General features: G+C 66.0%; 21 protein-coding genes. 13 read left to right on the top strand and 8 right to left on the bottom strand.

Annotated features, from left to right (window positions below):
- The first annotated feature begins 2 nt into the window (after window positions 1–2).
- The 3 genes from E8F12_RS25220 to E8F12_RS25210 all read left to right on the top strand — a co-directional run bounded on the left by E8F12_RS25220 (window position 3) and on the right by E8F12_RS25210 (window position 4,381).
- On the top strand, window positions 3–2,501 hold the full coding sequence (locus tag E8F12_RS25220) for a circularly permuted type 2 ATP-grasp protein (RefSeq protein WP_280327946.1): 2,499 nt from the start codon (window positions 3–5) through the stop codon (window positions 2,499–2,501).
- A complete protein-coding gene (locus E8F12_RS25215; RefSeq protein ID WP_280327945.1) occupies window positions 2,501–3,436 on the top strand; it encodes a transglutaminase family protein in 936 nt (311 codons plus the stop codon). The genes E8F12_RS25220 and E8F12_RS25215 overlap by 1 nt, the downstream gene beginning before the upstream one ends.
- A 96-nt stretch (window positions 3,437–3,532) precedes the next feature.
- Window positions 3,533–4,381, top strand: a complete 849-nt coding sequence (locus E8F12_RS25210) for a mechanosensitive ion channel family protein (RefSeq protein WP_280327944.1) — start codon at window positions 3,533–3,535, stop codon at window positions 4,379–4,381.
- A 151-nt stretch (window positions 4,382–4,532) separates the two neighbouring features.
- Here the strand turns inward: E8F12_RS25210 and E8F12_RS25205 are convergent, their stop codons facing one another.
- The 5 genes from E8F12_RS25205 to E8F12_RS25185 form a co-directional block, all read right to left on the bottom strand.
- Window positions 4,533–4,979: a GNAT family N-acetyltransferase gene (locus E8F12_RS25205; protein WP_280327943.1), complete on the bottom strand. Its 447-nt coding sequence runs from the start codon at window positions 4,977–4,979 to the stop codon at window positions 4,533–4,535.
- Between the two features lie 4 nt (window positions 4,980–4,983).
- Entirely contained in the window at window positions 4,984–5,358 is a 375-nt protein-coding gene (locus tag E8F12_RS25200) for a DUF393 domain-containing protein (protein ID WP_280327942.1), read from the bottom strand.
- A gap of 10 nt (window positions 5,359–5,368) precedes the next feature.
- Complete coding sequence (locus E8F12_RS25195) at window positions 5,369–5,800, bottom strand: DUF3465 domain-containing protein (protein ID WP_280327941.1); 432 nt, start codon at window positions 5,798–5,800, stop codon at window positions 5,369–5,371.
- Between the two features lie 99 nt (window positions 5,801–5,899).
- Window positions 5,900–6,487 carry a TIGR00730 family Rossman fold protein gene (locus tag E8F12_RS25190; protein WP_280327939.1) on the bottom strand — a complete coding sequence of 196 codons (588 nt, stop codon included), beginning with the start codon at window positions 6,485–6,487 and terminating at the stop codon, window positions 5,900–5,902.
- A gap of 252 nt (window positions 6,488–6,739) precedes the next feature.
- Complete coding sequence (locus tag E8F12_RS25185; RefSeq protein WP_280292523.1) at window positions 6,740–7,363, bottom strand: LysE family transporter; 624 nt, start codon at window positions 7,361–7,363, stop codon at window positions 6,740–6,742.
- A gap of 120 nt (window positions 7,364–7,483) precedes the next feature.
- On the opposite strand from E8F12_RS25185, the gene azu reads away from it, so the two are divergent.
- The gene (azu, locus tag E8F12_RS25180; protein ID WP_280327938.1) at window positions 7,484–7,933 is read left to right on the top strand and encodes an azurin; all 450 of its coding nucleotides are present in this window, start codon (window positions 7,484–7,486) and stop codon (window positions 7,931–7,933) included.
- 169 nt (window positions 7,934–8,102) lie between these two features.
- Here the strand turns inward: azu and E8F12_RS25175 are convergent, their stop codons facing one another.
- Entirely contained in the window at window positions 8,103–9,002 is a 900-nt protein-coding gene (locus E8F12_RS25175; RefSeq protein ID WP_280292525.1) for a LysR substrate-binding domain-containing protein, read from the bottom strand.
- 206 nt (window positions 9,003–9,208) lie between these two features.
- Here E8F12_RS25175 and E8F12_RS25170 point away from each other — a divergent pair, with 206 nt between their 5' ends.
- From E8F12_RS25170 to E8F12_RS25135, 8 genes are all read left to right on the top strand, one after another.
- The gene (locus E8F12_RS25170; protein WP_280327937.1) at window positions 9,209–10,699 is read left to right on the top strand and encodes an aldehyde dehydrogenase family protein; all 1,491 of its coding nucleotides are present in this window, start codon (window positions 9,209–9,211) and stop codon (window positions 10,697–10,699) included.
- A gap of 28 nt (window positions 10,700–10,727) precedes the next feature.
- Complete coding sequence (locus E8F12_RS25165) at window positions 10,728–12,011, top strand: FAD-binding oxidoreductase (protein WP_280327936.1); 1,284 nt, start codon at window positions 10,728–10,730, stop codon at window positions 12,009–12,011.
- Between the two features lie 393 nt (window positions 12,012–12,404).
- Window positions 12,405–13,526, top strand: coding sequence for a branched-chain amino acid ABC transporter substrate-binding protein (locus E8F12_RS25160; RefSeq protein ID WP_280327935.1), 1,122 nt, complete (start codon window positions 12,405–12,407; stop codon window positions 13,524–13,526).
- 271 nt (window positions 13,527–13,797) lie between these two features.
- On the top strand, window positions 13,798–14,712 hold the full coding sequence (locus E8F12_RS25155) for a branched-chain amino acid ABC transporter permease LivH (RefSeq protein WP_280327934.1): 915 nt from the start codon (window positions 13,798–13,800) through the stop codon (window positions 14,710–14,712).
- Window positions 14,713–14,714: 2 nt separating this feature from the next.
- Entirely contained in the window at window positions 14,715–16,001 is a 1,287-nt protein-coding gene (livM, locus tag E8F12_RS25150) for a high-affinity branched-chain amino acid ABC transporter permease LivM (protein ID WP_280327933.1), read from the top strand.
- On the top strand, window positions 15,998–16,870 hold the full coding sequence (locus E8F12_RS25145) for an ATP-binding cassette domain-containing protein (RefSeq protein WP_280327931.1): 873 nt from the start codon (window positions 15,998–16,000) through the stop codon (window positions 16,868–16,870). Before livM ends, E8F12_RS25145 begins: the two co-directional genes overlap by 4 nt.
- Window positions 16,867–17,583 carry an ABC transporter ATP-binding protein gene (locus tag E8F12_RS25140; RefSeq protein ID WP_280327930.1) on the top strand — a complete coding sequence of 239 codons (717 nt, stop codon included), beginning with the start codon at window positions 16,867–16,869 and terminating at the stop codon, window positions 17,581–17,583. Before E8F12_RS25145 ends, E8F12_RS25140 begins: the two co-directional genes overlap by 4 nt.
- A gap of 85 nt (window positions 17,584–17,668) precedes the next feature.
- The gene (locus E8F12_RS25135) at window positions 17,669–18,607 is read left to right on the top strand and encodes an ornithine cyclodeaminase family protein (RefSeq protein WP_280327929.1); all 939 of its coding nucleotides are present in this window, start codon (window positions 17,669–17,671) and stop codon (window positions 18,605–18,607) included.
- 28 nt (window positions 18,608–18,635) lie between these two features.
- Here the strand turns inward: E8F12_RS25135 and E8F12_RS25130 are convergent, their stop codons facing one another.
- Window positions 18,636–18,959 carry an antibiotic biosynthesis monooxygenase gene (locus E8F12_RS25130; protein WP_280327928.1) on the bottom strand — a complete coding sequence of 108 codons (324 nt, stop codon included), beginning with the start codon at window positions 18,957–18,959 and terminating at the stop codon, window positions 18,636–18,638.
- A 577-nt stretch (window positions 18,960–19,536) separates the two neighbouring features.
- Here E8F12_RS25130 and E8F12_RS25125 point away from each other — a divergent pair.
- On the top strand, window positions 19,537–20,301 hold the full coding sequence (locus E8F12_RS25125; protein ID WP_280327927.1) for an SDR family oxidoreductase: 765 nt from the start codon (window positions 19,537–19,539) through the stop codon (window positions 20,299–20,301).
- On the opposite strand, the gene E8F12_RS25120 is transcribed toward E8F12_RS25125, so the two are convergent.
- Window positions 20,279–21,193, bottom strand: a complete 915-nt coding sequence (locus tag E8F12_RS25120; protein WP_280327926.1) for a glycerophosphodiester phosphodiesterase — start codon at window positions 21,191–21,193, stop codon at window positions 20,279–20,281. The two genes, E8F12_RS25125 and E8F12_RS25120, sit on opposite strands and share 23 nt — an antisense overlap.
- Between the last annotated feature and the right edge of the window lie 166 nt (window positions 21,194–21,359).

Genomic DNA, 21,359 nt, shown 5'->3' with positions numbered 1-21,359 from the left:
CGATGTCCGAGCTGCTAGACAACTATCCCCTGACCGCCACGGCCTATCACGAGCTGCTGGATGCCGAGGGCGCGGTGCGCTCGCACTGGCAGCGCCTGTTCCAGCAACTGGAGCGCGCCACGCCCGCCCAGCTGAAGCAGCGCCAGGAGCTGCTGGCGCGGCAGATCCAGGAAAATGGCGTCACCTACAACGTTTACGCCGACCCCAAGGGCACCGACCGTCCCTGGGAACTCGACCTGCTGCCCAACCTGCTCTCGGCCGAGGAATGGCAGCCCATTGCCGCCGGCGTGGCGCAGCGCGCGCGCCTGCTCAACGCCATGCTGGCCGACCTTTATGGCGAGCAGCAGCTGCTGGCCGAGGGGCTCCTGCCCAGTGAGCTGGTTTTCGGCCATCCCAACTTCCTCTGGCCCTGCCAGGGCGTACAGCCGCCCGGCGGCATCTTCCTGCACAGTTACGCGGTGGACCTGGCCCGCGACGCCGACGGCCGCTGGCACGTGCTGGCCGACCGCACCCAGGCGCCCTCCGGCGCTGGCTACGCCCTGGAGAACCGGCAGATCGTCTCCCGCGCCCTGCCGGAGCTCTACCGCGACTTGCGGGTGCAGTACCTGGCCGGCTACTTCCGCACCCTGCAGGAAACCCTGATCAGCCAGGCCCCCAGCGACGGCGAGACGCCCCTGGTGGTGTTACTGACCCCGGGGCGCTTCAACGAGACCTATTTCGAGCACCTTTACCTCGCGCGCCAGCTCGGCTTCCCGCTGGTGGAGGGCCATGACCTGACGGTGCGCGACGCCACCCTCTACCTCAAGACCCTGGGCGGCCTGAAGCGCGTCCACGCCGTGCTGCGCCGCCTCGACGACGATTACTGCGACCCGCTGGAGCTACGCACCGATTCGGCCCTGGGCGTGCCCGGCCTGCTGGACGCGGTGCGCCACGGCCGGGTGCTAGTGGCCAATGCCCTGGGCAGCGGCGTGCTGGAGTCGCCCGGCCTGCTCGGCTTCCTGCCACGGGTCAGCCAGCGCCTGCTCGGCGAAGAGCTGTTGCTGCCCACGGTGGGCACCTGGTGGTGCGGCACCGGGCAGGGGATGGGTAAGTCCCTGGAGGGCCTCGCCGGGCTGGTGATCAAGCCGGCCTTCCCCTCGCAGAGCTTCGAGCCGCTGTTCGGCCACGCCCTGGAAGATGGCGCCCTGCTGTCCCTGCGCAAGCGCCTGCAGGCCCATCCCCATGCCTATGTCGCCCAGCGCATGGCGCAGCTGTCCCAGGCGCCGGTCTGGCAGGGCGACGGCGAGCGCGGCGAGTTGCAGTCGCGGGCCATCGGCATGCGCGTTTTCGCCGTGGCCGGCAGCGACGGCCGCTACTGGGTGATGCCCGGCGGCCTGACGCGCGTGGCCTCGGCGGCCGATGCCGAAGTGGTCTCCATGCAGCGCGGCGGCGCCAGCAAGGACACCTGGGTGCTGGCCGACCTGCCGGTGGTGGGCGAGCCCCTGCGCCCGCGTACCCTCGGCGCGCGCGACCTGATCCGCCAGGACCCCTACCTGCCCTCGAGGGTGGTGGAAAACCTCTACTGGTTCGGCCGTTATGGCGAGCGCTGCGATGACGGCGCGCGCCTGCTGCGGGTGGTGCTGTCGCGCTACGTGGATGCCGACGGCGACGAACAGGCGCTGCAATCGGCCCTGCAGCTGGCCGGCGCCATCGGCCTGCTGCCGCTGGGCGACGAGCCCCTGGAGGAGCGCCTGCTGGCGGCCCTGCTGGACGACGAATGGCCCAGCAGCGTCAGCGCCAACCTGCGTCGTCTGCACTGGGCCGCGGCCCAGGTGCGCGGCCGGCTGTCGCGGGAGAACTGGCACGCGGTGCTGGAGCTGAACCGCGAGGCCCAGGCGCTGGACCCTGCGCGCACCGACCTGGGCGAGGCCCTGGACTTCCTCAACCGCCTGCTGATGTCCCTGGCGGCCCTGTCGGGCTTCGCCCTCGACGACATGACCCGCGACGACGGCTGGCGCTTCCTGATGATCGGCCGGCGCATCGAGCGGGTGCAGTTCTATGCCGAGAGCATCGCCGGTTTCCTCGAAGGCGGCGCCGCCTGGGACCCGGTTGCCCTGGACTGGCTGCTGGAGCTGGGCAACAGCACCATCACCTACCGCTCGCGCTACCTGGCCTCGCCGCAGCTGATCCCGGTACTCGACCTGCTCCTCCTGCACGAGCAGAACCCCCACGCCCTGCGCTTCCAGTTGCAGGCGCTGGAGCGCTCCCTGGGGCGTCTGCACCTGGAGTTCGGCGCGCCCCAGGAGCTGGTGCTCAGCGGCCTGATCGGGCGCCTGCTGGCCTTCGACCTGGCGACCCTGGAAGACCCGCTGTTCGGCAGCGAAAGCCTCGATGAAGTGCTCGCCGGCCTGGCCGGGCTGCTGCGGGAGATCGCGCAGAACGTCGGACAGGTCTCCGATCGCCTCGGATTGCGCTATTTTGCCCACGTCGACGATGTCAGCCAGCAAACGGTGTCCACCTGATGCGAGCGCAAGCCCAGTCCATCGCCCCTGTGCAGGGCGCCCGCTACCAGGTGTTCCACGACACCCACTATCGCTATTCGGCGCCGGTTTCCCTGTCCCAGCAGCTGGTCCACCTCTGGCCGCGGGACTGCCCCTGGCAGCGGTGCAGCGGCCAGCAATTGCTGGTGGAGCCGGAGCCCACCCTGCGCCAGGACCTGCTGGACGTGTTCGGCAATCCGCTGACGCGCCTGGCCTTCGAGCGCCCTCATGACGAATTGCAGGTGAACACCCGCCTGCAAGTCGAGGTGCTGCCCCACGGTCCGATCGACCTGGCTGCCTCGCCGGCCTGGGAGCTGGTGCCGGCGAGCCTGGCCTATACCGGCCGCGCCTTGTCGCCCATCGAACTGGACGCCTGCCGCTACCGGGTGGAGTCGCCCTATGTGCGCATCAAGCGCCAGTTCGCCGAGTACGCCGCCGGCAGTTTTCCGGCGGGTCGGCCGCTGCTGCAGGGCACGGCCGCGCTGATGGAGAAGATCTTCAGCGAGTTCGCCTTCGATGCCGACGCCACCCAGGTGGCGACGCCGTTGACCGAGGTGCTGGAGCGCCGTCGCGGGGTCTGCCAGGACTTCGCGCACCTGATGCTCGCCTGCCTGCGCTCCCGCGGGCTGGCGGCGCGCTACGTCAGCGGTTACCTGCTGACCCAGCCGCCGCCCGGTCAGCCACGGCTGATCGGCGCCGATGCCTCCCACGCCTGGGTGTCGGTCTACTGCCCGCGCAGTGGCTGGGTGGATTTCGACCCCACCAACAACATCCTGCCCAACCTGGAGCACATCACCCTGGCCTGGGGTCGCGACTTCTCCGATGTCTCGCCCCTGCGCGGGGTCATCCTCGGCGGCGGCAGCCACGACCCCGAGGTGCGGGTGACCGTGATGCCGCTCTGGGAACTCGCCGTTTAATTCGTAGGATGGGCGCACGATGCCCGGCGGACAGGCACTTTACCGGCGCCGTGCTAGCTTTTTCGAGGCCACTTCTCTCCTGCAAGGTGCTTCGCCATGGATGAAACAACGATCGTCAATGTAGGTACCGAGAAAGTCAGCGCGTTCATGACCACTGTCATGCAGTACGCCACCACCTTCGGCATCAAGATCCTCGCGGCCATCGCCTTCTGGGTGATCGGCCGCTGGCTGATCAACTTCGCGGTAAGCCTGGTCCAGCGTTCCCTGGAGCGGCAGAAGGCGGACCCGACCGTGCTGCGCTACGTCGGCTCCTTCATCACCGTGACCCTGAACATCCTGCTGGTGGTGGGCATCCTCGGCTACTTCGGCATCCAGACCACCAGCCTGGCGGCACTGATCGCAGCGGTCGGCCTGGCCATCGGCATGGCCTGGTCGGGACTGCTGGCGAACCTCGCGGCGGGTGGCTTCATCATCGTCCTGCGGCCGTTCAAGGTGGGCGATTTCATCAGCGCCGGCGGGGTGGTCGGCACGGTGAAGGAGATCGGTCTGTTCGCCACCACTATCAACACCCCGGACAACGTGATGACCCTGGTGGGCAACAACAAGATCTTCAGCGACAACATCCAGAACTTCAGCCACAACGACTTCCGCCGTGTGGAGCTGAAGGCCCAGTTGTCCGGCGCCGCCGACTACCAGGCCGCCGTTGCCCTGCTCAAGCAGCGCATCGCCGCCATCTCCAACGTCCTCACCGACCCGCCGGTGGATGTGGAAATCCTCGAGTTCAACCTCGTTGGCCCGGTGCTGGCGGTGCGTCCCTACTGCCACAACGACAACTACTGGCAGGTGTATTTCGACTCCAACCGCACCATCAAGGACGCCCTCGGTACCGACTTCCCAGCGCCCATGCCGGCGCAGACCATCATCGTGCAGCAACCGCAGGGGTAATCTGTCGGCAATTCGACGGGCAGGCCCGCGGCCTGCTTGGCGAATGAATTCGCCCCTACAAGCTTCGTAGGATGGATCGGGCGGCGCTCAGCGAGCGGAGCGATACCCATCGCCACCGATACCGCATGGGGATCGCGAGCCCGACCCGGGTCTATTCCTTGACCAGGTGCAGGACGGGAAACGCCTTGCCCAGGGCGTCGATTTCCGAGCGACCGGCCCGGACGAAGCCCATGCGCAGGAAGAAGCCCACTGCCTGCGGGTTCTGTTCGTTAACATCGACCGTCCGGGCCCCACAAGCCAGGGCGTGCTCCAGCAGTGCGCGGCCGATGCCCCGGCCATGCTGCGCGGGATCGACGAAGAGCATGTCCACCCGGTCTCCGGTCGTACCGATGAAACCGGCGATGCGGCCTGCGGCGTCACGCAGGCAGGTGAGCCGCATTGAATCCAGATAGGCGTCGCGTACCAGGGGCTTGAAGAACTGGATGTCGTCTTCGCCGAGGAAGTGGTGGGTAGCGCGCACCGCGCTTTCCCAGACCTCCACCAGGCGCTGGCGGTCGGCGGGGGAGAGGGACGTCAGGGTTTCGATCGTTGTCGTCATAGGGTCACCAGTGGTGCAAGGCCTTGTTCCAGCGGTAGAGCAGGCGGGCGAAGGCCTTGTAGGCCAGTTGCGCCAGGCCGTGGATGAGCGGCAGGGAGAACAGCCGGGCCTTCCATTCCTCGCCCGGCGAGTGGCGCCAGAGCACGATGAAGGCATCCACACCCATGCGCTTCACGCCCTGCTCGTCCACCAGGTGCAGGCGTTCGCGGACGTATTCGAGGTTCTCGCCGATTTCACCGACCGCGGCGTTGTCCTGGTGGATGTCCGCCCATTCCACCTGGCAAGCGGTGGTCTTGCCCTTCTGGCCCTCGATGCTGGCTTTGCACACGGGGCAGGCGCTGTTGTAGTAGACCTTGATCCGCCCGTCGTCGCCTGCCATGCGCTGCTCCCTACTCGTAGGTGCGGCCCTTGTGCTTGAGCCAGCCGCCGACATGGCGACCGGCCGGATCATGGTGGGTCCAGTGGATCACACCGCCCTTGGCGTTCCATTCGTACTCGCCGAAGAAACCCACCTCGTCGCCTTCGCGCAGGCCGTCGATGCGCGGGGCCAGGTCGATATTGTGCGCCACCAGCAGCGACAGTCCATCGGCGGTTTTCAGGATGAAGCGCTGATGGCGGCTGCCCTTGAGGTCATCGCGCAGGACCTTGGCCACCACGCCCTTGCCTTCGATCTGGAGGTCGCTTTGACGCTGCTCGAAGGCCTCGCGCAGCTGGCCATCGGCAGAGGCGTGCTGCTCGGCGGGGGAGAAGAGTTGCGGATTGCGCTCGTAGACGCCGTAGAGGCCGAGGCCCAGGGCGAGGATGAGGAGGATCTTCTTCATGGGGCAGGTCCTTTGCGTGGCCCGGCAGGGAGTCAGGATTCTGTACGAAAACTGCCTGAGCTCGGCGACCTTTCGTACAGAATCTAGCCGGGCCAGGGATCAATGAGGCTTGCGATCGACCCACTTCGGGGCGCTGCTGGGGCGCCAGGCTTCCAGGCGGTCGAGCAGGGTCTCCGGGTGGCCGCCGACCTGCAGCATGCCGCGGTGCTGGTCGCGGACGAAGCGCTCTTCCACCAGGTGGTCGAGGAAATCGGTGAGCTTGTCGTAGAAGCTGTTCACTTCCAACAGACCCAGCGGCTTGCTGTGGTAGCCGAGCTGGCCCCAGGTCCAGATCTCGAAGAGCTCTTCCAGTGTGCCTAGGCCGCCGGGCAGGGCGATGAAGGCGTCGGAGAGTTCGGCCATGCGTGCCTTGCGCGCGTGCATGCCATCCACCACTTCCAGGCGGGTCAGGCCCTTGTGGCCGATTTCGGCGTCCATCAGGCTCTGCGGAATCACCCCGATGACCTCGCCACCGGCGGCCAGGGCCGCATCGGCGACCGTGCCCATCAGGCCAACCGCGCCACCGCCGTAGACCAACGTGATGCCGCGCTCGGCCAGGGTGTGGCCCAGGAGGGCGGCGGTTTCACGGTAGATCGGCTTGGCGCCGGGGCTGGCACCGCAGAACACGCAGATGGAACGCAAGGGCATGGGGGACTCCTGGTGCGAAAAAAAGCGCGCAAGAGTACCGGCTTCGGCCTCGGGCTCCAAGCTGTGCGAGTGGTCAGCTTCCGAACGGTAGGACGGCAGGGCTATTCGGCGGAAGCGCCGCAGGCCCCGGCGGCGTAGGCGGCGAGCAGGCTTTGCAGGAAGTTCATGGCACATCTCCTTATGGATGAATGGCGCCATGCTAGGGCCGCCTCGCACGGCCCGCCCGTTGATTGTCTCGATCAGCCCTATAGGTCAGGCCAGTTTCAGCAGTTCCGCCGCCGTCATTCCCGAAAGCCCCAGCAGGCACAGGCCGCAAGCCAGGTAGGTGAGGCGGTGCCAGAGGGTGGAGGCGGCGCGGCGGAACCAGTCCACCAGGCCGGCACAGATGAAGCACCAGAGCAGCGAGGACAGCATGAAGCCGCCGAAGAAGACCGCCAGGTGCATGGGCGTCGGCTGCGCTACGCCAACGGCTGCCATGGCACCGCCCATGGCGGCCCAGTAGACGATGTTCTGCGGGTTGGTCAGGGACAGCGCCGCGCCCGAGGCGAAGGCGCTGCCGCTGGCGCCGCCCTCTTCGGTCGAGGGCGGCGGCGGCCGGTGGGCGTCGCGCAGTGACTGCAGCCCGAGCCAGCCGAGGTAGAGGGCGCTGGCGATGGTCAGCGGATAGCGCACGGCGGCGCTGTCCAGCAACAGGGCGAGACCCGTGAGGCCAAGCGCGGCCCAGGTGGCGTCGCCCACCAGCGAGCCGATCTGCACCATCAGTGCGGGTTGGTAGCCACCCCGCAGGCCGCGTCGCAGGGTTTCGCTGAAGACCGCACCGGGCGCGGCGTTGAACACGAAGCCCAGGAGCATCGCGGCGATGAAGAAGGACAGCATGGGGGGTGAAACTCCTTGTAAACAGGGTTGCGGCCAGTTGCCGCAGGTCATGGGAACTCGCCGGCAAATCGGGCAGTCTCCCTAGTTGGGCCTTTTGCCCATTCTGCCAAGGAGACTCCCATGATTCGCAAGCTCGTCGTTGCATCCGTGCTGGCCCTGGCCAGTGCACCTCTGCTGGCTGCTGAATGTACCGTGGATGTGCAAGGCACTGACCAGATGACTTTCGATACGAAGGAAATCAAGGTCAGCAAAAGTTGCAAGACCTTCACCGTGAACCTCAAGCACTCCGGCAAGCTGGCCAAGAACGTGATGGGCCACAACTGGGTGCTGAGCAAGACCTCCGATGCCCAGCCCATCGCCACCGAAGGGATGACCGCAGGCCTCGACAAGGACTACCTGAAGGCTGACGACCCCCGCATCATCGCCCACACCAAGATGATCGGCGGTGGCGAGAGCGCCAGCGTGACCTTCGAGGTGTCCAAGCTGGCCGCCGGCGAGAGCTACGAGTTCTTCTGCTCCTTCCCGGGGCACGTGTCGATGATGAAAGGTACCCTGGCCCTGGTCGACTGACCCACAGGTGGATACGAAAAGGCCGCTCCGTGTAGCGGCCTTTTTTGTTTCTGGAGCGACCGCCGGGTTCATTCCGTTTTTTCCTGAAGCCTCGGGAAGTCATGTCCCTGCTCCTGTGGGGGCGAATGAATTCGTTCCCACAGGAAAAGAATCGCCTGCAGTGATCCTGTTACAGCGGTTCCTGATCCATCTGCTCCAGCATCCAGCGCACGAAGTCGCGCACCTTGGGTACTTCGGCCACGTGCTCAGGGTAGGCCAGGTAGTAGGCGTTACGGCTGGGCATGGGGTGGTCCCAGGGGATCACCAGCTTGCCTTCGGCCAGTTCCTCTTCCACCAGAAAGCGTGGCAGCAGGGCCACGCCGCAGCCGGCCTGGGCGGCACGGATGCACATGTAGGAGGTGTCGAAGCGCGGCCCGTGGTAGCTGTGCTCGGTGTGCCGGTCCTGGCTCTGGAACCATTCGTGCCAGGCTTCCGGGCGGGTGGCGTTCTGCAGCAGTACCAACTCGGTGAGCTGGGTCGGTTCGGTGAAGGGCTGCGTGGGCATCACGCTCGGTGCGCAGACCGGCACCACTTCCTCGCCGAACAGGCGGATGCACTCGGCGCCAGGCAAGGCGCCCTGGCCGAAGAAGAAGGCCAGGTCGCAACGGCCCTGGGTCAGGGCGGTGGGCTCCAGCTCGTTGCGCAGGTCAAGGTGGATGTTCGGGTGGCGCAGGCGCCAGCCCTTGAGCCGGGGGATCAGCCAGCGCGCACCGAAAGTCGGCGGGGTGGCCACCCGCAGCACGTCGGTGTCGCCGCCGTAGGACAGCATGTAGTGGGTGGACATCTCCACCTGGGTGAGGATCTTGCGTACCTCGGTGAGGTAGAGCGAGCCCGCCGGGGTCAGCTGCAGGCGTCGGCGCACGCGGCGGAATAGCAGGTGCTGGAGCAGTTCCTCCAGTTGTGCCACCTGCTTGCTCACCGCGCTCTGGGTCAGGGCGAGCTCCTCGGACGCGCGGGTGAAACTGAGGTGCCGGGCCACTGCCTCGAAACATTGCAGGGCGGTGATCGAGGGCATGTGACGTTTCAGCATCGGGTTTCTCTTGTACGGGCTGATACATGAAATAACGGAATGATATGTGTCGGAAAGGTCGTTTGTTGGCAAGCCCTTTTCGCGGATATTACTGGTGCCATTCCGACTCGGCTCTGATCGGTAAGAGCGAGCTTGCTGGCGAACGCTTCGCGAGCAAGCTCGCTCCTACAGGTATGGAGCCATCATTTTCTGTGACAGGAGTTCCCATGGTTGCCGCACTGCTTGACCGCCTCGGTGTCGATTCATCCCTCTACCAGCAGGGCGAGCACGCCGTCCATTCGCCCATCGACGGCAGCCGCATCGGCACCGTGCGCCTGGAAGGCCGCGCCGAGGTGGAACAGAAAATCGCCCGCGCCTTTGATTCCTTCGTCGCCTGGCGCAAGGTACCGGCGCCACGCCGTGGCGAACTGATCCGCCAGTTCGGCGAAGTGCTGCGCCAGCACAAGGCGGAACTGGGCGAACTGGTGTCCTGGGAAGCCGGCAAAATCACCCAGGAAGGCCTGGGTGAAGTGCAGGAAATGATCGATATCTGCGACTTCGCCGTCGGCCTGTCGCGCCAGCTCTACGGCCTGACCATCGCCTCCGAGCGCCCCGGCCACCACATGCGCGAGACCTGGCACCCGCTGGGCGTGGTCGGCGTGATCAGCGCCTTCAACTTCCCGGTCGCGGTCTGGTCCTGGAACGCCGCGCTGGCTCTGGTCTGCGGCAACCCGGTGGTGTGGAAACCGTCCGAGAAGACCCCGCTCACTGCCCTGGCCTGCCAGGCGCTGTTCGAGCGCGTGGCGAAGAATTTCAGCGACGCGCCGGCGCATCTCAGCCAGGTGGTGATCGGCGCACGCGAGGCTGGCGAAGCCCTGGTGGACGATTCGCGCGTGGCCCTGGTCAGCGCCACCGGCAGCACCCGCATGGGCCGCGAAGTCGGTCCCAAGGTGGCGGCGCGCTTCGGCCGCAGCGTGCTGGAGCTGGGAGGCAACAACGCCATGATCCTCGCCCCCAGCGCCGACCTCGACCTGGCCGTGCGCGCCATTCTCTTCAGCGCCGTCGGTACCGCCGGCCAGCGCTGCACCACCCTGCGCCGGCTAATCGCCCACGAATCGGTGAAGGCCGAGATCGTCGAGCGCCTCAAGGCCGCCTACGCCAAGGTGCGCATCGGTCATCCGCTGGAGGGCAACCTGGTCGGCCCGCTGATCGACCAGCAGAGCTTCGACGCCATGCAGCGCGCGCTGGAACAGGCCCGCGGCGAAGGCGGCAAGGTCTTCGGCGGCGAGCGCCAGCTGGCCGCGCAGTTCCCCAGCGCCTACTACGTGTCGCCGGCCATAGTCGAAATGCCGGGGCAGAGCGCCGTGGTCTGCCACGAGACCTTCGCGCCCATCCTCTACGTGGTCGGCTACAGCGATTTCGCCGAGGCCATCCGCCTGAACAACGCGGTTCCCCAGGGGCTGTCCTCCTGCCTGTTCACCACCGACGTGCGCGAGGCTGAGCTGTTCCAGTCGGCGGTGGGCAGCGATTGCGGTATCGCCAACGTCAATATCGGCCCCAGCGGCGCCGAGATCGGCGGTGCCTTCGGCGGCGAGAAGGAAACCGGCGGCGGCCGCGAGTCCGGCTCGGATGCCTGGAAGGCCTACATGCGCCGCCAGACCAACACCGTGAACTATTCCCACGAGCTGCCGCTGGCCCAGGGCATCACCTTCGACTGAGCGGGTTCCGGCCCTAAGGATTGACCCCATGACCCTGCGCCAGGAATGCCTCTGGGAATATCTGACGCCCGAACTGCCGGAAAGCCCCGTGCTGCACGGCGAGGTCAAAGTCGATGTGTGCGTGATCGGGGCCGGTTTCACCGGCCTCTCCGCCGCCCTGCACCTGCTGGAGGCCGGCAAGCGCGTGTGCCTGCTCGAAGCCCACACCGCCGGGCACGGCGGTTCCGGGCGCAATGTCGGGCTGGTCAACGCCGGCATGTGGATACCGCCGGACGAGATCGAGGCCGGCCTTGGCCGCCAGGCTGGCGAGCGACTCAATCGGACCCTGGGGGCCGCGCCATCGCTGGTGTTCTCCCTGGTCGACCGTTACGACATCGACTGCCAGCTGCGCCGCGAAGGCACCCTGCACATGGCTCACAACGCCCGTGGCCAGGCCGACCTCGCCAGCCGCTGCGAGCAGTGGCAGCGCCGTGGTGCGCCGGTCGAGCTGCTGACCGGCGCCGCCTGCCGCGAAGCTACCGGCACCGACCGGATCGCCGCCGCGTTGCTCGACCGCCGCGCCGGCACTCTCAACCCCATGGGCTATACCCGTGGCCTGGCCCGCGCCGTGAAATACCTGGGCGGCCAGCTCTTCGAACATTCGCCCGTGCTGCGGCTGGAGCGCCAGGGCGCCGACTGGTGCGTGATCAGCGAACATGGCGCGGCCATCGCGCCCCAGGTGGTGATTGCCTCCAACGCCTACACCGAGGGCGAGTGGACCGAGCTGCGTCGTCACTTCTTCCCCGGTTACTACTACCAGGTGGCGTCCACGCCCCTATCGGGCGAGGCCGCCGCGCGCATCCTGCCGGGCGGGCAGGGCTCGTGGGACACCCGCCAGGTGCTCAGCAGCATCCGCCGCGACGCCGATGGCCGCCTGCTGCTTGGCAGCCTGGGCGACGGCTCGCGTAAGCCGGCCTGGTTCCTGCGCGCCTGGGCCGACCGCATACAGCGCCACTACTTCCCGTATCTCGGCAAGCTGGACTGGGAGTTCACCTGGACCGGCCGCATCGATTTCACCCCTGACCACCTGATGCGCCTTTACGAACCGGCGCCCGGCCTGCTGGCCTTCACCGGTTACAACGGACGCGGGGTGACCACCGGCAGCGTGGTGGGCAAGGCGTTTGCCGAGTACCTCCTGAGCGGTGATGCAGAGGTGCTGCCCATGCCATTCCAGCCCATGCGGGCGGTGGCGGCGCCGGGGCTCAGAAGCTCGCTCTACGAGGCTGGATTTTCGCTGTATCACGCGGGGCAATGTCTGCGGGTCGTGATCTAGACCGCATCCTACGAACAGTGTTTGAGGGCGTGATGCATGTCGCGAAAAAATTGCACTGCACAGCTTTGAAGCATGGGGTTCTTTCTTGCAGGATGGAGGGGACGAGGGTAGGGCGGTAACAGTGCGCTGTGGGAAATTTCGCGCACCAGTGATGTGCAAAGAGGTACCGTGGGGCTATTGTTACCAACCGTGCTGGCATGCTGATGCCAGGCGGGTTGCAGGCACGCCTGCGGGATTATTGAATCGATTTGGAAGTTATTGATTCATAAGAATAAAAATAAGAAAAAAGGAGGTGGGAAAGGCCTTTCAGGGCGCGGAGCAACTACAAGAATTAATGGCACGCCACTTGCTGAATACGAGCGCTAACCCTAAAAACCTCAGGAGCAAAACTCCATGTCGCAGAAGATTTTCAGAAAAGGCTTTCTGGCTCTGGCGGTTACCACCGCGCTGGGCGTTTCTTCCGTTGTACAGGCTGATGTTGTCATCGGCGTTGCCGGGCCGCACACCGGCGCCAACGCTTCCTTTGGCGAACAATACTGGCGCGGCGCCACCCAGGCCGCCGAGGACCTCAACGCCGCCGGCGGTATCAACGGCGAGAAGATCAAGCTGGTCAAGGCTGACGATGCCTGCGAGCCGAAGCAGGCCGTCTCCGTCGCCAACCGCCTGGTCGACCAGGACAAGGCCATCGCCGTGGTCGGTCACTTCTGCTCCTCCTCGACCATCCCGGCTTCCGAGGTCTACGACGAAGCGGGCGTCATCGCCATGACCCCCGGCTCCACCAACCCGGCCGTGACCGAGCGCGGCCTGTCCGGCATGTTCCGCATGTGCGGCCGTGACGACCAGCAGGGCATCGTTGCCGGCGACTACATCGTCGACAAGCTCAAGGCCACCAAGGTCGCCATCATCCACGACAAGGACACCTACGGTCAGGGCCTGGCCGACGCCACCAAGGCGCAGCTGGCCAAGCGCGGCGTGAAGGAAGTCCTGTACGAAGGCCTGACCCGCGGCGAGAAAGACTTCAACGCCCTGGTCACCAAGATCCGCGCCACCGGTGCCGAGGTCGTCTACTTCGGCGGCCTGCACCCGGAAGCCGGCCCGCTGGTCCGCCAGATGCGCGAGCAGGGCCTGACCGCCGTGTTCCTCTCTGGCGACGGCATCGTCACCGACGAACTGGTCACCACCGCCGGTGGCCCGCAGTACACCAAAGGTGTACAGATGACCTTTGGCGCCGACCCGCGCAAGATCCCGGACGGCAAGGCAGTGATCGAGAAGTTCCGCGCTGGCGGCTTTGAGCCCGAAGGCTACACGCTCTATGCCTACGCCACCCTGCAGGCCCTGGCTGCCGGCTTCAATGGCGCCGGTTCCAACGATCCGGCCAAGGCTTCCGAATGGCTGAAGAGCCATCCGGTGCAAACCGTAATGGGCAAGAAGGAGTGGGATGCCAAGGGCGACCTGAAGGTCTCCGACTACGTGATCTACGAGTGGGACGACAAGGGTAAGTACGCCCAGCAGTGATGGCCGGTTCGCGTGACCCGTAAGGGCCGCGAACCTTTAGAACCTGCTCACGATCGAGGGGTCGTGAACAGGCTCTTGACTCGGCTGACCGGCCAGATGCCACCCGCATCTGGCCGGTCGGTGCATTCCGGGAAACTGCTGAAGTCCTTTTCTGCTTGAGCCGGGTGTGGAAGCACCCGATTTGACACGGTAATTCAGTGGTGCCCGTCTGATTCCACTCGCGGAGGCCGACCGAACCCAAGGTCGGTCCCCCAAAAGACGAGACTGAGTGATGGACGGTATTATCCTGCAACAGCTGATCAACGGGCTGACCCTCGGGGCGGTCTACGGTCTGATCGCCATCGGCTACACCATGGTTTACGGCATCATCGGCATGATCAACTTCGCCCATGGCGAGGTGTACATGATCTCCGCCTACCTCGCTGCGATCACCATGGCCCTCCTGGCCTTCTTCGGCCTGGAATCCTTCCCGCTGATCATCCTCGGCACCTTGCTGTTCACCATCCTGGTGACTGGCGTGTACGGCTTCGTGATCGAGCGCATCGCCTACAAGCCACTGCGCAACTCGACCCGCCTGGCGCCGCTGATCTCCGCCATCGGCATGTCGCTGATCCTGCAGAACTACGTGCAGCTCAGCCAGGGAGCCCGCCAGCAGGGCGTGCCCACCCTGCTCGACGGCGCGCTGAAGTTTCACGTCGGTGACGGCTTCGTGCAGCTCACCTACACCAAGGTGTTCATCCTGATCGCCGCCTTCCTCGGCATGGCGGTGCTGACCTACATCATCCAGCGCACCAAGCTCGGCCGCATGTGCCGCGCCACCCAGCAGGATCGCAAGATGGCCTCGATCCTCGGCATCAACACCGACCGGGTGATTTCCTACGTGTTCGTCATCGGTGCCTCCATGGCCGCCCTGGCCGGCGTGCTGATCACCATGAACTACGGCACCTTCGACTTCTATGCCGGCTTCATCATCGGCATCAAGGCCTTCACCGCCGCGGTGCTCGGGGGCATCGGCTCGCTGCCCGGGGCCATGCTCGGCGGCATCATCCTCGGCATTGCAGAGGCGCAGTTCTCCGGCATGGTCAACACGGACTACAAGGACGTGTTCAGTTTCTCCCTGCTGGTCCTGATCCTGATCTTCCGTCCCCAAGGCCTGCTTGGCCGTCCGCACGTCGCGAAGGTGTAAGCATGTCCTCGGCTATCGCAAGCAAATCCATCGATATCAAAAAAGGCCTGCTGGATGCGGTGCTCGCCGGCCTGCTGGCGCTGATCGTGTTCGGCCCCATCGTCGGCGTGGTCCTCGACGGCTACAGCTTCAACCTGGAGTTCAAGCGGGTCGGCGCGATGATCGGCGTCGTCATGCTCGGCCGCTTCGCCCTGAGCCTGTACCTGCAGACCGCCCGCGGCGAGCTGCTGATACAGCGCTTCGAGAGCGCCAGCTCCGGCGTCCACGTGCGCGCGCCCGACTACAAGACCCGGCTGCGCTGGATCATTCCGCTGATCATGCTCGCCGCGGTGATTTTCCCGCTCTTCGCCGGCAAGTACCTGCTCACCGTGGTCATCCTCGGGCTGATCTACGTGCTGCTGGGCCTCGGCCTGAATATCGTGGTGGGTCTCGCCGGCCTGCTCGACCTCGGCTACGTGGCTTTCTATGCCATCGGCGCCTACGGCCTGGCGCTCGGCTACGAGTACCTGGGCCTGGGCTTCTGGTCGGTGCTGCCGCTGTCGCCGCTGATTGCGGCGATGGCCGGTGCGCTGCTCGGCTTCCCGGTGCTGCGCATGCACGGTGACTACCTGGCCATTGTCACCCTGGGCTTCGGCGAGATCATCCGCCTGATCCTCAACAACTGGCTGGACTTCACCGGCGGCCCGAACGGCATGTCGGTGCCCTCGCCGACGTTCTTCGGCCTCGAGCTGGGCCGGCGGGCCAAAGAGGGCGGGGTGCCCTTCCACGAGTTCTTCGGCATCGCCTACAACCCCAACCTGAAGTTCCTGTTCATTTACGTGGTGCTGTTCCTGGTGGTGATGCTGGTGCTCTACGTCAAGCACCGGCTGACCCGCATGCCGGTCGGGCGCGCCTGGGAAGCGCTGCGCGAGGACGAAATCGCCTGCCGTGCCATGGGCCTGAACCATGTGCTGGTGAAGCTCTCGGCGTTCATGCTGGGGGCCTCCACCGCCGGCCTGGCCGGGGTGTTCTTCGCCAGCTACCAGGGCTTCGTCAACCCCTCGTCCTTCACCTTCTTCGAGTCGGCGCTGATCCTCGCCATCGTCGTGCTCGGCGGCATGGGCTCGACCGTCGGGGTGGTGATCGCCGCCTTCGTCCTCACCGTCGCCCCGGAGCTGCTGCGCGCCTTCGCCGACTACCGCGTGCTGCTGTTCGGCATCCTCATGGTGCTGATGATGATCTGGCGGCCGCGCGGGCTGATCCGCATCAGCCGCAGCGGCTTCACCCCGCGTAAAGGAGTCGCGCCATGAGCGAATACATCCTCAGCGTCGAGCACCTGATGATGCACTTCGGCGGCATCAAGGCGCTCAATGACGTCAGCCTGAAGATCAAGCGCGGCTCCATCTCCGCGCTGATCGGCCCCAACGGCGCGGGCAAGACCACCGTGTTCAACTGCCTGACCGGTTTCTACAAGGCCACCGGCGGGCGCATCCAGCTCAACACCCGCGAGACCAGCACCGACATCATCAAGGTGCTCGGCGAGCCCTTCCAGCCGACCGACTTCGTTCGGCCCGCGCAGTTCGCCAGCCGCCTGCACTACAAGATGTTCGGCGGCACCCACCTGGTGAACCGCGTAGGTCTTGCGCGCACCTTCCAGAACATCCGCCTGTTCCGGGAGATGTCGGTGGTGGAGAACCTGCTGGTGGCCCAGCACATGTGGGTCAACCGCAACCTGCTGGCCGGCGTGTTCAACACCCCGGGCTTCCGCAGGGCCGAGGAGGACGCGCTGAACCACGCTTTCTACTGGCTGGAGGTGGTGGACCTGGTGGACTGCGCCAACCGCCTGGCCGGCGAACTTTCCTACGGCCAGCAGCGCCGTCTGGAGATCGCCCGCGCCATGTGCACCCGGCCGCAACTGATCTGCCTGGACGAACCGGCCGCCGGCCTCAACCCCGCTGAAACCGAGGCGCTCAGCCGGATCATCCGCAAGCTGCGCGACGAACACGACCAGACCGTACTGCTGATCGAACACGACATGGGCATGGTGATGAGCATTTCCGACTACATCGTGGTGCTGGACCACGGCGAAGTGATCGCCGAGGGCAATCCCCACGCGATCCGCCACGATCCCAAGGTAATCGCCGCCTACCTTGGCGCCGAAGAGGAGGAAGTGGCATGAGCGCGCCCCTCCTGGAGTTCAAGGATGTCGACGTCTTCTACGGCCCCATCCAGGCCCTGAAGAAAGTCAGCCTGCACATCGACGAAGGCGAGACGGTGAGCCTGATCGGCTCCAACGGTGCGGGCAAGTCGACCCTCTTGATGTCGATCTTCGGCCAGCCGCGCGCGGCGGCCGGGCAGATCGTCTATCACGGCACCGACATCACCCACCGCTCCGCGGACTACGTCGCCTCCAACGGCGTCGCCCAGTCGCCGGAAGGGCGCCGGGTGTTCCCCGACATGAGCGTGGAGGAAAACCTGCTGATGGGCACCATCCCCATCGGCATGGACCATGCCGACGAAGACATGCAACGCATGTTCGAGCTGTTCCCGCGCCTCAAGGAGCGGCGCAACCAGCGCGCCATGACCATGTCCGGCGGCGAGCAGCAGATGCTCGCCATCGCCCGCGCGCTGATGAGCCGGCCCAAGCTGCTGCTGCTCGACGAGCCGTCCCTGGGTCTCGCGCCCATCGTGGTCAAGCAGATCTTCCAGACCCTGCGGGAGCTGGCGCAGACCGGCATGACCATCTTCCTCGTCGAGCAGAACGCCAACCATGCGCTGAAGCTCTCCGACCGCGCCTACGTGATGGTCACCGGGGAAATCCGCATGAGCGGCACGGGCGAGGAACTGCTGGGCAACCAGGACGTCCGCAACGCCTACCTCGGCGGTCACTGACTGCTGTTCCTCCCCTCTCCCTCTGGGAGAGGGGCCGGGGGTGAGGGTGGTTTGCCCAGCCCTCGGTCCTGCCAAGGAGCTCGATATGCAATCTGTCCGTTTCTTCACCAACGCCGACGTCGCCGCGGCGCTGGCTTATCCACAACTCATCGAGGCCCTGCGCAAGGGCCTGGCCAACCCGGCCGAGGCGCCGGTGCGCGCCTGCCACGCCCTGCCGGACGACGCGACGCTGCTGTGCATGCCGGTCTGGCAGAAAGGGCAAGGCGTCGGGGTGAAACTGGTCACCGTGTTCCCGAACAACGGCGCCAAGGGCCTGCCCTCGGTCGCCGCGCTCTTCACCCTGTTCGACGACGCCACCGGCCAGCCCCTGGCGGTGCTGGAGGCCTCCGAACTCACCGCCCGTCGCACCGCCTGCACCTCGGCCTTGGCCGCCAGCGCGCTGGTGCGCCATGACGCCAGCCGCCTGCTGGTGGTGGGCACCGGCGCCCTGGCCGCGCACATGGTCCGTGCCCACAGCGTGGTGCGCCAATACGAACGTGTGGATATCTGGGGCCGCGACCCGGAAAAGGCCGCGGCACTGGCGCGCCAGCTCGGCGCCGAGGGCTATCCCGTGCAGGTGGCCGCCGATCTGCAGACCTGCGCCCAGCAGGCCGACTGCATCAGTTGCGTCACCACCTCGACCTCGCCGCTGATCCTCGGCGACTGGCTGCGGCCGGGCTGCCACCTGGACCTGGTGGGCGCCTTCCTGCCGACCATGCGCGAAACCGACAGTGCGGCGGTGGCCCGCTCGCGCATCGTGGTCGACACGCGCGCCGGCGCGCTGGAAGAGGCTGGCGACCTGCTCTTTGCCATCGCCGACGGCGCCATCAGCGAACAGAGCATCCACTTCGAGCTGAGCGACCTGCTCCACGGCCGCGGTCATCGCCAGACCAACAGCGAGATCACCCTGTTCAAATCCGTCGGTTACGCCCTTGAAGACTTGATTGCCGCGCAGTTGTTATTGGCGAGTGCGGAATCGCAATAGAACAACTTTCTTGTAGATTCGCCGCCGTTCAGAACTCCTCGTCCTCTTCGGCGACAGGCAGCTTGGCCGCCAACACCTCCACCCGTTCGATCTTCGGCGGTTCGCTGAACAGTTCGCCCGCGCGCTCCATCAGCGCCGCGGCGACCTGGCCGGCAAGGTGGGCCTGCAGCCCGAGGTCATTTTCGAAGGCGTCGAAGATGCCGAAGCTTTGCTGACCCAGGCGCAGGGCGAACCAGGCGGTGGTGTCGGGCTCCTCTGCCACCAGCGGCAGGCCGGCGCGGAGGAAATCCTCCACTTCGGCGACTTTGCCCGGCTTGGCTTCCAGGCGTACCAGCAAGGCGACTTTGACCATGACCCGATCTCCTCTGTGGCTAGGCAGAGAAGTCTAGGCCCGTGGGGAAAAGGGTCGGGCCCGCCTGTCCGAACGGGGATATCCACAGGCGCTGCTGCTGTGTGGACTCTTGTAGGGGCGAACTCATTCGCCAAGCAGGCCGTAGGTCTGCCCTTGAACGCCAGCTGGGGCTGCTGTGCAGCCCTTGGCGAATGAATTCGCCCCTACAGCGGATTGGCAAGGCTGCGATGTACCCACAAATCCTGTGTAGCGTTCTGTGGATAACTTGGGAGCAGTCGCTTCCACGCCCCGCAATCCGCCGCCCTGAAAGGCTTGCTCATAAACTGACCAGACACGGTTTATCCCAAAGAAACAGCGGGTTAGCCCTTTCATCCACCGCTATGCCCAATCCGCAGACTTGTCCCCGCCAACTGTGCGAAAAACTGTGGATAAGCTTGGGAAGCCTGGCTCTGTCCCAGTCGCGACGGGGGCTGCGTGGTCCTGATGCTTTTTTCGCCAACTGCGCCACCCTGTGGATGGCGTAACCTATGCCGGTCAAATCGCAGATGGCCTCGTGCCCAGGAGCAAGGAGAACAGCATGACTTCCACCCTATTCATCACCGGCGCCACCTCGGGATTCGGCGAAGCCTGCGCCCGGCGCTTCGCCCAGGCCGGCTGGTCGCTGGTGCTGACCGGCCGCCGCGCGGCGCGGCTGCAGGCACTCAAGGACGAACTCTCGGCCTTGACCGACGTGCACACCCTGGAACTGGATGTGCGTGATCGCGCGGCAATGGAAACGGCCATCGCCGGCCTGCCGGCGAAGTACGAGAAGATCCGCGGGCTGATCAATAACGCCGGCCTGGCCCTGGGCGCCGACCCCGCGCCCAAGTGCAACCTGGACGACTGGGACACCATGGTCGACACCAACATCAAGGGCCTGATGTACAGCACACGCCTGCTGCTGCCGCGCCTGATCGCCCACGGCCGTGGAGCGAGCATCGTCAACCTGGGGTCGGTGGCGGGCAACTGGCCCTATCCGGGCAGCCACGTGTACGGCGCCACCAAGGCCTTCGTCGCCCAGTTCTCGCTGAGCCTGCGCAACGACCTGGTGGGCACCGGCGTGCGGGTCTCCAACATCGAGCCGGGCCTGTGCGAGAGCGAGTTCTCCCTGGTGCGCTTCGGCGGCGACCAGGCCAAGTACGACGCCACCTATGCCGGCGCCGAAGCGATCCAGCCGGAAGACATCGCCGAGACCATCTTCTGGATCATGAACCAGCCGGCCCACATCAACATCAACAGCCTCGAGCTGATGCCGGTGAGCCAGACCTGGGCCGGTTTCGCTATCGATCGCTCAGGGAAGTGAGGCGGGTGGAGCGCCCGAGCAGTTGCAGGGCGCGATCCGGGTAGTCGGTGATCAGGCCATTGGCGCCCATCTCCAGCAGGTGGCGCATGGCCGGTTGCTCGTTGATGGTCCACATCTGCACCGCCAGGCCGCGCTGCAGCGCGGTCAGCATCAGGCTGTCGCTGGCCACCTGCAGGCCGCCGCTGCGCTCGGGAATCTGCAGGGCCTGGTAGGAGGGACTGACCAGGCTGCCGAGGCCGATCCAGTTCAGCGCCACCAGCAGGCGCACCGAGGTTGGCCCGGCCGAGGTGGCGACGCCGGGGCAGACTTCGCGGAAGCGCTTCAGGCTGCGCTCGTAGAAGCTGCCCACCAGGACCCTCTCCCGCTGGTCGTGCTCGTCCAGCAGGGCGCAGAGCTGCTCCTCCATGCCGACGTCCGGCACCTTGATCTCCACCACCTTGGGCCGCTCCGGGAAGCGCGCCAGCACCTCGGCGAAGGTCGGGATACGGATGCCTTGGCCACGGTAGGGATGACTCTCGCCGCCATCGGCGCTCCAGCGGTAGCCGGCGTCCAGCGCTTGCACTTCGGCAAGGCTCAGGTCGGCCACCTTGCCGCTGCCGTTGGTGGTGCGGTCCACCAGCGGGTCGTGCAACACCACCAGCTCACCCTCGCGGGTGCGGCGCACATCCATTTCCAGCATGTCCACATTGAGGGCGTTGGCGCGCTCGAAGGCGAACAGGGTGTTCTCCGGCCAGAGGCCGCGGCCGCCGCGGTGGGCGATCACCAGGGGCTTGTCGCCGAAGCTGGCGAGCACGCCGGGGCGCTCCGCCGGGCGGCTGGTCAGGGCCAGCGCCAGCAGGGCGATAGCCAGGAGGAAAAGGGGCGCGAGAAAGAAACGGGCGAAGCGCTTCATGTTGTTCTTATCCGTAGGACGTTGACGGGCGTGCCGAATCAAACGCGGGGACTATGACAAAGACGTGAAGGCGAGGCGAGAGGGAGGTGAACGGGTTGGGATGTTGGTCGATTTGTCTTGCAAATTGTGGGGGCGATTTCAATCGCTTAGGGCAGCGCAGCTGCCC

The sequence above is a fragment of the Pseudomonas sp. BN102 genome (genome assembly GCF_029871245.1).
Taxonomy (GTDB): Bacteria; Pseudomonadota; Gammaproteobacteria; order Pseudomonadales; family Pseudomonadaceae; genus Metapseudomonas.
Note: the sequence above shows the minus strand (reverse complement) of the source record. Positions and strands in the feature narration are given on the sequence as shown.